A 12,282-nucleotide genomic window follows, 5' to 3' on the forward strand; every position below is an offset into this window, starting at 1 on the left:
CAGGTTGCCCGCAGCGAAGCGGAGGGTCGCGGGCATCCGGGTCGCCTTCTTTGGCCCGGTTTCTTGGCGAGACAAGAAAGCGGGTCGGCCGCCGGGCCGAGACCCGGCCTCGAAAAACCACCACCCGGCAGGGTCAAGAACAAGCTACACACCGCCCGTGTCCCAAGACATCAGGACAGCTCCCGCTCGTACATATACCTCCGCGACCACGGCAACGAAGCAGCCCCCTGCCCCGCCCTCCGACAAACAACCTGAAAGATAGACACATCATCATGCTCAAACGCATAAGCACACCCCGCCAAATACACCCTCCAAATCCGAAACTTCTCCTCCTCCACCAGCCCCCGTATCTGCACCGCATTTGCCTCAAACCGCTCCAGCCACAACTGCAACGTGCGCACGTAATGCCGCCGCAACCCCTCAACATCCAGCACCTCCAGCCCCCCACGCTGCATGCACTCCAGCGCCAGGCTCAGGTGCGGCAGTTCGCCATCAGGAAACACATAGCGGTCAATGAACGCACCGCCGCCCAGGGCCGTGGCGCCCACGTCCGCATCGGTGGAGGTGATGCCGTGGTTCAGCGCCAGCCCGTCATCGGCCAGCAGCTCGCGCATGTGCGCAAAGTACATGGGCAGGTTGCGGCGGCCCACATGCTCGAACATGCCGACGCTGGTGATGCGGTCAAAGCGCCCCTGCACGTCGCGGTAGTCCTGCAGGCGGATCTCGATGCGGTCGGCCAGGCCTGCTGCACGCACGCGCTCGGTGGCCCATTCGAACTGGTTGCGCGACAGCGTCACACCCACGCACTGCGCGCCGAAGCGCTCGGCCGCACGCAGCACCAGCGCGCCCCAGCCGCAGCCTATGTCCAGCAGGCGCTGGCCGGGCTGCAGGCGGATCTTGGTGAGGATGTGGTCCAGCTTCTTGCGCTGGGCGGTGGCCAGGTCCTCGTCGCCCTGCTCGAAGTAGGCGCAGGAATAGACCATGTCCGCGTCCAGCCACAGCCGATAGAAGTCGTCGGAGACGTCGTAGTGGTACTGGACGGACTCGCGGTCCGTGGCGCGGCTGTGGCGAAAGCGCCGCGCAGCACGTGCCGCAAGTGCCAGCCGCCCGGGCGCCCGGCCCGCACCCTGGGTCCTGGACATGCCGCGCACCAGCGCGTAGCAGAACTCGATGATGTCGGGTAGCGGCCCGTCGATGTCGATCTGACCCTTCACATAGGCCTGGCCCAGGTGGTCCAGGCTGGGGTCCAGCAGCAGCGGCAGGGCCGCCGCGCTGCGCACGGTCAACGTGACGCGCGGCTGCTCGAAGCGGCCGAAGTCGAACTGCTCGCCATTCCACAGCACCAGGCGCGCGGGCAGGTCGGCGCGTGCGCGCACGGCCTCGGCCCAGCGCCGCAGCTTTCTGTCCCAGAACATTGCCGGCCTCCTTGGGGCCGTCCACGGCCCCGCGAGATGAAATGCAGATGACCAGTCTTGCCGCCCCATGTGACGGCAGGACGTCAAACCCGCGACAAATCCGGTAGCGGTTCGATACAGACTCGCCGCGCCCCGCGCTTGGGCCCGGCCGCCGCATAGGGCACACTGGCCGGCGTTCGCTGCGTGCCCGCCGCAGGCCGGGACGATGCTCCCGGCCTGGCGCCGCGCTGAAGTTGCAGCCCATGCCCTCTCCGGAACGACCACCATGGCCATGACACACACCCAGGCGCTGGACAAGCTTGCCGCCGACGTCCTCGTGCAGACCCTCGAAGAGGATGTGGCGCGCACGCTGTCGCGCGCCTACGCGCTGGGCCGGCACGATGCCGCCATCGCGGCGGACTATGGCGCCCATGTGCTGCCCGCCCTGCTGCGGCGCTGGAACTGCGTGCTGCAGGCCGATGACGCCAAGGCCTCGGCGCTGTACCGCCACAAGGCCGCGCTGGCCCTGGCCATCGTGCTGCACAGGAACGGCATCGCCGATGCGCACCTGAGTGCCGCCGCGCGCACGGCCATCGACCAGCTCAATGCCGAGGTCGCGCTCAGCGACGATTTCTTTCGCAAGTCGGCACAGATCCGCAAGGATTTCCTGGACACGCCGCCCGCGCCGCTCAAGCGCGCACCGGGCCAGCCGGACTGCCTGACCTTCTACCGCGCGGCCGACGTGGTGGCGATGGAGCTGGACGGGCGCTTCCACGCCCTGTACGTGCATGGCTGCGCCAGCACCAACCAGAGCCCCATCGTCGAGTTCTACGACGCGGTGTTCGACCATGTGCCGCAGATCGCGGAGCTGGCGGGCGCGCGCGCCAGGGGGCGGCGCTACAACGACGGCGTCGAGCGCGTGTCGCGCTTTTCCGTGGCGGGCATGAAGTTCCTGCCCGACCCTGCGGGGCAGCTCACCCTGGTCAAGGCCTGCGTGGAGACGCCTCCCGACCCGGGCCACCTGCAAAAGGGCGTGGGCCTGTACACGGTGTCCGACATCCTGCGGCTGCAGGCGGACATCGACACCATGTTCGGCCCCGGCGCCAGGCCCTGAGCCGGCGCAGCGCCCCCTTTTTTTTCGAGGACCTTCATGACGCATCCAAGGCTTTCCATCCTGTCTTCCCGCATGGCCGTGCCGGCCCTGCTGGTACTGGCTGCCACGCTGGCCCTTGCGGGCTGCAACCAGCGCCACGATACGGCGTCCATGGAACCCGCATCCGCCCCGGCGCCCATGGCGTCCGGCGCGAGCATGAAGCAAGGCCGCGCCGCAGTACAGGCCGAGATACAGGTCGAGGCACAGGACGCGGCGGCGGCGCCCCCGGCGAAGGACGAAGTGGCGCAGCGCTACCTGGCCGTGCGCCAGGAGCTGAACGTGGAGGTGCCGCAGGCCCGGCTGGCCGATGCCTGGGGCCAGGTGCGCGACCAGTGCGCCACGCTGCGCTGCGAGTTGCTGTCGGCATCGCTGCTGCGCGAGACGCCCCAGCAGCCCGGCCACGCCCAGCTGGAGATGCGCGTGGCGCCGGCCGACGTGGACCGGCTGCTGGGCACGCTGGCCGGCGTGGCCAGCATCGTGTCGCAGAACACCTTGAGCGAGGACAAGACGGCCGAGGTGATCGACGTGGAGGCGCGCATCAGGAACCGCACCGAGTTCCGCGACAGCCTGCGCCTGATGCTGCGCGACACCACCACCAAGCGCACCATGTCCGACCTGCTGGAGATCCAGCGCACGCTGTCGGACACGCAGGCCGAGCTGGACGCCATGGCCGCCCAGCGCAAGGTGCTGGAGCAGCAGACCAGCAAGCAGCACATCCAGATCCAGTTCAGCCCCACGCGCACGCTGGTGCAGGGCGGCAGCAGCTACAGCCCCATCGGCCGTGCGCTGCGCGAGGCCGGCGATGTGCTGGCCGAGAGCGTGGCCGCCCTCATCACCTTCGCGGCGGCCGTGCTGCCCTGGCTGCTGCTGGTCGTGCTGCCGCTGGGCTGGATCACGCGCGTGCTGTGGCGGCGCCGGCGTGCGCGCAAGGCCTGAGGCCGCGCTCCTGATGCCTCAGGCCTTGCAGCCACCGGCCTGCGCGCATGCCACGGGGCGCGGCGCACGGCCCGGCGCGAAGACCCACAGGCAGGCCAGCGCCAGCACGAAGGCGCTGGCAGCCCCATAGGCCGTGACCGCGCCGAAGCCGGCCGCCAGGGCCTCGGGCATCTGCCGCGGCACAGCACCGGCAGGCAGCATGGCCGTGACGTCCCCCGAGGCGATCCTCTCCGCGACGCCGCGCAGCGCCGCCGCATCCGGGCCCGGCGCAGCGCCGAAGCCGCCGCGCAGGGCGGCCAGCACGCCTTCCAGCAGGATGAAGCCCATGATGGCGATGTTGAGCGTCAGCGACAGCATGCGCGCGCTCATGTCGGCCCCCGATGCCATGCCCGCGCGCTCGACCGGCACGGCGGCCGTGCTGGTGTTGGAGACCGGCGTATTCGTCAGCCCCAGGCCCAGCCCCGCGACCACGCAGCCCGTGATCAGCAGCGCGGCCGGTTGCGCCGGCGCGGTGCCGGCCCACATCAGCACAAAGCCCAGGCCGATGGTGGCCAGGCCCGCGGGAATCACCAGGCCCGGCTGGTAGCGCAGGGACAGGCGCTCGGCCAGCGGCGGCACGAACAGGGTGGGCAAGGTATAGGCCAGCAGCGCCAGCCCGGTCTGCAGGCCGTCGTAGCCACGCACCGCGTGGAAGTAGATGGGCAGGTAGACGATGAAGGGCCAGAAGCTGAAGTTCATGCCCATCGATCCCAGCAGCGCGCCCGAGAAGCGGCGGTTGCCGAACATCGAGAATTCGACCATGGGGCGCGCGCTGCGGGTCTCCACCACCACGAAGCCCGCAAAGCCCGCCACGGACAGGCACAGGATGGACAGCGCCGCCGCGCTGCCGAAGCCCAGCACCGGGCCCTGGGTCACGAACAGCACGAGGCAGAACACCGCCGCCGACAGCGTCAGCATGCCGGCGATGTCCAGGCGGCCGGCGCCGCCGTCGCGCGACTCCTGTACGCCGGCCCGGCTCAGGCCCAGCGTGACCACGGCCAGCAGGCCATGGACCAGGAACACCCAGGGCCAGCCGGCCAGCGCCAGGATGGCGCCGCCGACGATGGGGCCGAAGCCCAGGCCCACGCCGAAGATCACGCCCCACCAGGCAAAGGCCGTGGCGCGTTCGCGTCCGCCGCGGAACTGGCTGGCCAGGATGGCGAGCATGCAGATCAGCATCAGGGCCGCGCTCAGGCCCTGCAGGAAGCGCGCGGCGATCAGCAGCGGCGCGCTGGCGGCCAGCCCGCAGGCCAGCGAGGTGAGGCCGAAGGCGACGATGCCGATGTGGAACAGGCGCCGGCGCCCGTAGCGGTCGGCCAGCGTGCCCACGGCCATCAGGATGGACGTCATGGCGATGGTGTAGGCCGCCATGATCCATTGGAGCTGGCTGAAGCTGGCCTGCATGTCCCGCTCCAGCGTGGGCAGGATGGGCGGCACGCTGGAGATTTCCAGCCCCAGCATCAGCGCGGACAGACAGACGGCGGCCAGCGCGTAGCGGCCCTGGCGGCGAAGAGGTTCATTCATTGAAAAGGCTTCCTGACATTGCGAAACACGGCGCGGCCACCCGGCATGGCGGGCCCCACGCCCTGTATGGGCATGGTAGGAAGCGGGCATGCATTGCACAACGCTATGCTCGGACATATCTGAGACAACATTTCCGGATAGATCATGAACCGACCCACGCTGGATGTGGAATCCGTCCAGGCCTTCGTGAGCATCGCCGAGCTGCAAAGCTTCACCAAGGCCGCCGATGCGCTGGGCAGCACGCAGGGCGCCATCAGCGTCAAGCTCAAGCGGCTGGAACAGCGCCTGGGCTGCAAGCTGATCGAGCGCACGCCCCGCCAGGTGCGCCTGTCGGCCCAGGGCACGCTGTTCCTGCAGGCGGCGCGCGAATTCATCGCCGCGCATGACCGCGCGCTGGCCGAGCTGAGCGCCGAGCGCCGGCACTTCCGGCTGGGCATCGCCATGCATGTGGCCGGGCCCGAGATCGCGCTGCTGCTGGCGCGGCTCAACGAGCGCGATCCGGCGCTGACCATCGAGGTGCGCCTGGAAAACTCGCGCAGCCTGCTGGACGACTTCGACCGCGCCGAACTCGATGCGGTGATCGTGCGCCAGGAAGACGACCGGCGCGATGGCGAGGACCTGGGCCCCGAGCATTTCGGCTGGTTCGCCGCGCCGGGCTTTTGCCCGCGCCCCGGCGAGCCGCTGCGCCTGGCCGCGCTGCTGCCCTGCTGCGGCGTGCGCGACATCGCAACGCAGACGCTGAATGCCGCGGGCATCGCGTGGTCCGAGGTGTTCGTGGGCGGCAGCGCCGCCGTGGCGGCGGCCGTCTCGGCGGGCCTGGCCGTCTCGGTGTTCTCCTGCAGGCTGGCGCCACCGGACACCATCGAGGTCAGCCAGCGCTTCGGCCTGCCCGCCCTGCCCTCGTCGCGCATCATGCTGCACTCCACGCTGACTGACCGGCGCTCGCGCGAGGCCTTGCGCACGCTGGTCGCGGCCTACCGCGAGCACCAGGGCCCGGCAGTTTGAGCCGCGATTGAAGGCTGCCGCGCCACGCTCAGCGCAGCAGCAGGATCACCGCGCCACAGGCCAGTCCCGCACCCGCCAGCCCCAGCCAGGCGTGCCGCGCGCTGCGCGCGGCAAAGCACCAGATGGCCGCGCCGGTGTAGAGGGCAAAGCTCAGCAGCCCGGCCGCCTGCACGCCTTCGGCGAGCGTACCCAGGCCCAGCCCGGGCCAGGAGACGGCCAGCGCCGATGCGCCCAGCGCGGCCACCGCATAGCTGCCCGGCAGGCCGGCCAGCACGCGGCTGGCGATGGTGCCCCAGGGCGTGGCCCGGCCGTTGGGCGTGGCCGCCCTGGCAGGCGCGGCCTTTTTTCCTGTGGACGCACTCCCGCCACCGCGCATGCCGCCTCGCACGCGCCAGGCCATGGCGGCCAGCGCCAGCCCCAGCGCCGTAGCGGTCAGCTCCACGCCCGCGCGCTGCCAGTCGCCGGCCAGCGCATAGCCTCCCAGGTGCTGGCCCGTGGTGGCGAGGTTGAGCAGCGGCAGCAGCAGGCACAGCAGGGCCGCGGCCGCGAACTGCTCGCACCAGGCCCGGCCGGCAGGCCGCAGCGCGGCATGCACCAGCGTGGCCAGCCAGGCCAGGAAGAAGCTGCGGATCTCCCATCCCTGGCGCCCGGCCAGCTCGGCGGGCAGCAGGCGGTTGGCCCAGAAATAGGCGATGCAGGCCACGGCGATGCCTGCGACGGCGGCGATGTTCAGCACCTCGATGGCGCGGTAGGCGCGCGGTGTGAAGGCGCCGAATTCCTGGGCGCTTTTCTGGCGCCGCTTGACCATGAACAGCACCGTGCCCGTGGCCACCATGGCCGTGCCCAGCAGGCCGCTGAGGAAGTACAGCCACTTCATGGTCCAGCCGCCGAAGGTCACCAGGTGCAGGGCGTTCATCACGCCATGGACCGGGCTGCCGCTCTTGCCGCCGCCACCCGTCCGCACCTGCAGCAGCTCGCCGCTGACGCCGTCGAAGCCCACCTGGGGGGCCGCCGCCAGCAGGTCACGCCCGTCCTGCGGTGCCTCGCCATGGACCTGCACCAGCATGGCGGCGTCGCCGGGCTGCTCGACCACGAGCATGCGCGGCGCGCTGCCGGTCAGGGCGCGGGCCTGCCGCAGCATGGGCGCGAGGTCGGCCAGCGCGGCAGGCTCACCCGTGCGCGGGCGACGCAGCGGCGCGGCCTCGCCGGACAGTTCGGCCTGCATGCGCGCATGGGCCCTGGCGTCGTCGCCATAGGCGGCCTTCAGCGGCCAGGGCATGTAGCTGGAGTAGAAGACGGTCAGCCCGGTATAGCCGATGACGAACAGAAAGGGCAGGGTCAGCACGGCCGTGGCGTTGTGCGCATCCAGCCAGGAGCGCTGGCCCTTGCCGGGCCGGAAGGTGAAGAAGTCCGCGAAGATGCGCCGGTGCACGGCCACGCCCGAGACCAGGGCCACCAGCATGAACAGGGTCACCGCGCCCACGGCCCAGAAGCCCGCCATGCCGCCGTGCAGCGCGTAGTGGAAGGACATGAAATGGCGTCCGCCCTCGGTCTCGCGCCCCCAGGGCATGGGCAGCAGGGCGCCCGTGGCCGGGTCCATGGCCTGCAGGCCGCGGCCGTCCTTGGCCGCCCAGGCCAGCAGCAGCGCATCGCCGCTGCGCTGGGGCAGTTCGATGCGCCAGAAGCGCGCCCCGGCGGCCTGCGCCTGCAGGTAGGCGGCGGCCGCCCGCAGCGCGGTGCCGTCGCCGGCCTGCTGCGCATCGGCCCCCCCAGGCACCGAGGGCCGCGCCTGCATCCAGTGCGTGATCGGCTGGCGGAATACGCTGAGCGTGCCCGCCAGCATGATGGCGCACAGCAGCCAGCCGGCCACCAGGCCGCACCAGGTGTGAAGCCCGGACATGGATTGGCGAAAAGAAGACTTCATATCCGCCCCACCCTGCCACTCGCCTCGCTCCCGGCGGCCCCGGCACGCGCTGGCCCAACCCAGGGACACCTGGCAAGCGCCGCCGCGCAGCGAGGGTGTCGTCCCCTTGGGGGAAGCGGCAAAGCCGCACAGGGGGGGCTCATCTCAGAAAGTCCCCCTCAAAGTGAGCGTTGCATTGCGCGGCATGCCGTAGTAGGAGCCATTGCGCGCGCCGCCGATGGCCGCCCAGTAGGTCCTGTCGGTCACGTTGCCGACGTTGAGCGCGGCCGTCCACTGGCGGTTGATGCGGTAGGAGGCGCGCAGGTCCAGCACGGCATGGCCGGGGTTTTGCACGTTGTCCACGCGCGCATGGCTTTGCGCGCCGAGGTTGGCGCCCACGGTCCAGGCCGACCATTCGCCGGGCAGCCGGTAGCTGGTGGACAGGCGCAGCAGGCTGCGCGGGGTGTCGCTGCTCAGCGGGCTGCCTTCGTCGTCGCGCGTGTTCAGCCAGGTGTAGCCGCCCGCCACCTGCCAGCCGCGTGCCAGCTCGCCCCCGATCTCGGCGTCGAACCCCTTGCTGCGCAGCACACGGGCGTTGCGGTAGCAGTCGTTGGTGGTCACGCCGGGGCAGCGGCCTTCGTTGACGAAGTCCTGCACGGCCACGTCGCGCTTCTTGATGTCGAACACCGAGAACGCCAGGTTGAGCCTGCGCTCGAACAGCTCGCCCTTGATGCCGGCCTCGTAGTTGCCGCCCACGGCGGGCTTGAGGCGGCTGCCGTCCACGCTGGCGTACTGCGACTGCGGCACGAAGGTGCTGGTGTAGCTGGCGTAAACCGACCAGCGCGGGTCGATGTCGTAGACCACGCCCGCATAGGGTGTGAACTGCGCATTCTGGCGATAGTCGTTGGTCAGCGCGCCCGTGAAGTAGTCGCTGGAGCGGAATTGGTGCCAGTTCAGGCGCCCGCCCAGGTGCAGGTGCAGGCGTTCGGCCAGCTCGAAGCGGCCGCTGCCGTACAGGCCCAGCTGCTGGCGGCGCTCCCTGAGGCCATGGTCATAGGCGGGCGCATCGGGCTCGGGGAAGCGGGAATGGTCGAAGTCGAAGATGTCCAGCGGCACGATCTGGCCCGAGGACGCGGTCTGCGTGAGCACCTTCTGCAGCGTCCAGCTCGTGCCGAACATGAGCTTGTGCGTGCCGCCCAGCGCCTGGAAGCTCCCCGTGACGCCGGCATCCAGCCCCGTGGCATGGATGTCGCGCGCGATGAAGTCGTTGCCCGCGTAGCGCAGGCCCTGCAGCGTGACGGGGTCGATGGCGCCGCGCGCCGAGCCCAGCTTCTGGTCGATGGTGGTCTTGCTGCGGTTGAGCGTGAGCCTGGCCACCCAGTCGCCGCCCATGCGGTGCTCGACCTCGCCGAACACGTCGTCAACCTGGGCTTCGTGCCGGTTCCAGCGCTGGCCCAGCGAGGTGGAGCGCGGCAGGCCCAGCGAGGCCCCGCTGGAATAGCTGGGCAGGCCGAAGATGCTGTAGCCGTCGATGTCCGAGCGCTGGTGGCGGTAGCCGGCCGTGGCCTTGGTGCCCGCGCCCAGGTCGGCGTCGATCACGCCGTAGAGCATGGGCGACCTGGAGTGCACCAGGTCGATGAAGCCGTGGCGGTCGGTGTAGGCGGCCACCACGCGGCCACGCACCGTGCCGGCCTCGTTGAGCGCGCCGCCCCCGTCGATCTCGGTGCGGAAATTGCGCCAGGAGCCGATGCTCTGCGCGAACTCGAAGTGCTTTTCGGCGCGCGGGCGCTTGCGCACCATGTTGACCACGCCGCTGGGGTCGCCCGCGCCCACCACCAGGGCGCCCGCGCCGCGCAGCACCTCCACGCGGTCGAGGATGGCCGTGTCCATGGGCACCCAGCCCGTGGGGCTGTAGGTGCCGCCGGCCACGCCGTCGAGCAGGTAGTTGGCATCGGGGATCTCGTAGCCGCGCAGCATGTAGACATGCGCGCCGTAGTTGCGCTGGGACTTGGAGGTGCCCGTGGTCCGGGCGATCACGTCCTCGACGCTGGACAGGTTCTGGTCGTCCATCTGCTGGCGCGTGACCACGGTCACCGACTGGGGTGTCTCGCGGATGGATTGCTCCAGCTTGCCGATGCTCAGCGCGCGCGTGGTGTAGGAGCCGGTCTGCTCGGTCGTGGGGCTGACGATGGCCTGCGCCGTGACGCGCACCTCGGCCAGGGCCCGGCCGTCCGCCGTGGCGGTGCCTGCGGCCCGGGCCGGGGTGGCGGGCGCGGCAGGTGCCGTGCGCAGCCCCCAGTTGCCCGAGCCCGTGCGCACCAGCTCCAGGCCGCTGCCTTGCAGGGCGGCGCGCGCGGCCTGCTCGGGCGTGTAGCTGCCGCGCACGGCGGGGGCGCTGATGCCGCGCACCAGTTCGGCGTCGATGCTGATCTGCTGGCCGCTGTCGGCGCCTATGCGCGCCAGGGCACTGCCCAGCGGCTGGGCCGGCAGGTCATAGCTGCGCAGGGCCGATGCGGCGGCGGCAGCGGGCGCGGTAGAGGCAGTCTGGGCGTGGGCGCCCAGCGCGCAGGCCAGGGCGGCGGCGGCGGCCAGGGTGCGCAGGGGCAATGGGCAAGGAAGCAGCATGCGGTTTCTAGACAAGGGATTGGGAAGGGCCTGGGAGCCAGGTTTCCAAGGCTTGTCGAACCTGCCGCAAAAAGTGTTCATCTTTTTGCGCGGGCATGCCGCTGTCACTCGATGGTCACCAGCCAGCCGCGCTGGTAGACCTTGACGGCGATGGGCAGCGTCTCGGCCAGCGCCGCCAGGGCGCGGTCCGTGTCGTCCAGCGAGAAGGTGCCGTAGACATGCAGGGCCGCCGCGCGTGGCGCCACGCGGATGAAACCCGCGCGATAGGGGCGCAGCGCCTGCACCACCTCGCCCAGCGGCAGGTCATGGGCCTCCAGCATGCCGCGCTGCCAGGCCGAGGCCGTCGCGGGGTCGGTCGGATCCTCGGCGATGCCTGCGCGGCCGAAGCGCGCACTGCGGCCCTGCTGCAGCACCTGGCTGTGGCCCTCGGTCGTGGTGATGCGCACGCTGTGCTCCAGCATGCTGACCAGGGTGCTGTCCGCGTCCTGGCGCACCACGAAGCGCGTGCCCAGCGCCCTGACCCGGCCATGGGCCGTGCGCACGGTGAAGGCGTCGCCGCCTTGTCCCACCACCCAGGCCCGTGGAGCGGCATGCGCGAGCACTGCGCCCTGGCGAAGAAAGACGTTGCGCCGGCCGCCGCTGAAATCCAGGTCGGCGGCCGAACGCGCATCCAGCGTGACCGTGCTGCCATCGGGCAGCGCGAATTCGCACCGTTCCCCCGTGCCGGTGCGCAGGTCGGCGGTCCATTGGTGGATGGGGGCATGCCGGTGGGCCACGAAGCCGGCGCCCAGGGCCATGCCGCCCAGGCCCAGCGCGCCGCGCAGCAGGCTGCGCCGCCGGCGGGCGCGGGCCTCGGCCCGGCCCATCGCCTCGCTCATGGCTTCGCCCATCCGTCCCGCCGTGCCAGGCCGCAGCGGCGACAGCATCTGCTGCAGCGGGCCGTGCAGTTGCTCCCAGGCCGAACGGTGGCGGGCATCGGCCTGCAGCCAGTGCTCGAAGCCCTGGCGCTCGCTGGCGCTGACTTCGCCGGAGTTCAGCGTCACCAGCCAGCCCACGGCCGCTTCGGTCGCGGCATCGAGGGCCGCGCCTTGCACTGCCGCCATGCTCAGCGCCCGCGCGCGGCAGCGATGCCGGCCTGCTGCTGCGCCAGCGCCACCGCAATGCGCCGAAAGCCTTCCGCCATGTGGCGGCGCACGGTGCTCACGGAAATCTCCAGCCGGTCCGCGATCGCCTGGTAGGTCAGGCCATCGAGCTGGCTCAGCAAAAAGGCCTGGCGCGCCTTCAGCGGCAGGCCGTCCAGCGCCTGGGCGATGTGCTCCAGCGTCTCCAGCAGCACGGCACGCTCCTCCGGCGAGGGTGCCAGCGCCTCGGGCTGCAGGGCCAGCGTCTCCAGGTAGGCGCGCTCCAGCTCACGGCGGCGCCACAGCGTGAACAGCAGGCGCTTGGCGATGGTGGTCAGGAAGGCGCGCGGCTCGTGCACCGGCCCCGCCGCACGCGCGGCCACCACGCGCACGAAGGTCTCGGACGCCACGTCCTGCGCCTCGGCCGTGTCGCGCAGCCGCGCCTTCAGGCGCGACAGCAGCCAGGTGTGGTGGCCCACGTACAGCTGATGGACCTGGAGCATGGGGTCGGGGGGCGTGTGGGGCACGGACATGATGGGGCGGTATTCTATCCGCCGCGAATAGGAATGGTTTGCATTCCAA

The 12,282-nt window shown here is 70.9% G+C and carries 9 protein-coding genes; 3 read left to right on the forward strand and 6 right to left on the reverse strand.

The window, feature by feature from the left end; genetic code table 11:
• Positions 1-170 precede the first annotated feature (170 nt).
• Positions 171-1,415 carry an SAM-dependent methyltransferase gene (locus tag L1Z78_RS20385; RefSeq protein ID WP_234638167.1) on the reverse strand — a complete coding sequence of 415 codons (1,245 nt, stop codon included), beginning with the start codon at positions 1,413-1,415 and terminating at the stop codon, positions 171-173.
• A gap of 265 nt (positions 1,416-1,680) precedes the next feature.
• Between L1Z78_RS20385 and L1Z78_RS20390 the strand changes: the two genes are divergently transcribed.
• Both L1Z78_RS20390 and L1Z78_RS20395 read left to right on the forward strand, forming a co-directional pair.
• The gene (locus L1Z78_RS20390) at positions 1,681-2,508 is read left to right on the forward strand and encodes a hypothetical protein (RefSeq protein ID WP_234638168.1); all 828 of its coding nucleotides are present in this window, start codon (positions 1,681-1,683) and stop codon (positions 2,506-2,508) included.
• A 36-nt stretch (positions 2,509-2,544) separates the two neighbouring features.
• The gene (locus tag L1Z78_RS20395; protein WP_234638169.1) at positions 2,545-3,483 is read left to right on the forward strand and encodes a DUF4349 domain-containing protein; all 939 of its coding nucleotides are present in this window, start codon (positions 2,545-2,547) and stop codon (positions 3,481-3,483) included.
• A gap of 18 nt (positions 3,484-3,501) precedes the next feature.
• Here the strand turns inward: L1Z78_RS20395 and L1Z78_RS20400 are convergent, their stop codons facing one another.
• Complete coding sequence (locus L1Z78_RS20400; protein WP_234638170.1) at positions 3,502-5,046, reverse strand: MFS transporter; 1,545 nt, start codon at positions 5,044-5,046, stop codon at positions 3,502-3,504.
• A gap of 144 nt (positions 5,047-5,190) precedes the next feature.
• On the opposite strand from L1Z78_RS20400, the gene L1Z78_RS20405 reads away from it, so the two are divergent.
• Complete coding sequence (locus tag L1Z78_RS20405) at positions 5,191-6,051, forward strand: LysR family transcriptional regulator (RefSeq protein WP_234638171.1); 861 nt, start codon at positions 5,191-5,193, stop codon at positions 6,049-6,051.
• A gap of 28 nt (positions 6,052-6,079) precedes the next feature.
• Here the strand turns inward: L1Z78_RS20405 and L1Z78_RS20410 are convergent, their stop codons facing one another.
• From L1Z78_RS20410 to L1Z78_RS20425, 4 genes are all read right to left on the reverse strand, one after another.
• Positions 6,080-7,951, reverse strand: a complete 1,872-nt coding sequence (locus tag L1Z78_RS20410; protein WP_234638172.1) for a PepSY-associated TM helix domain-containing protein — start codon at positions 7,949-7,951, stop codon at positions 6,080-6,082.
• Between the two features lie 168 nt (positions 7,952-8,119).
• On the reverse strand, positions 8,120-10,579 hold the full coding sequence (locus tag L1Z78_RS20415; protein WP_234638173.1) for a TonB-dependent siderophore receptor: 2,460 nt from the start codon (positions 10,577-10,579) through the stop codon (positions 8,120-8,122).
• 104 nt (positions 10,580-10,683) lie between these two features.
• The gene (locus L1Z78_RS20420) at positions 10,684-11,682 is read right to left on the reverse strand and encodes a FecR family protein (RefSeq protein ID WP_234638174.1); all 999 of its coding nucleotides are present in this window, start codon (positions 11,680-11,682) and stop codon (positions 10,684-10,686) included.
• 2 nt (positions 11,683-11,684) lie between these two features.
• Positions 11,685-12,203 carry a sigma-70 family RNA polymerase sigma factor gene (locus L1Z78_RS20425; protein ID WP_234642226.1) on the reverse strand — a complete coding sequence of 173 codons (519 nt, stop codon included), beginning with the start codon at positions 12,201-12,203 and terminating at the stop codon, positions 11,685-11,687.
• Positions 12,204-12,282 lie beyond the last annotated feature (79 nt).

The sequence above is a fragment of the Delftia tsuruhatensis genome, from assembly GCF_903815225.1.
Taxonomy (GTDB): Bacteria; Pseudomonadota; Gammaproteobacteria; order Burkholderiales; family Burkholderiaceae_C; genus Comamonas; species Comamonas tsuruhatensis_A.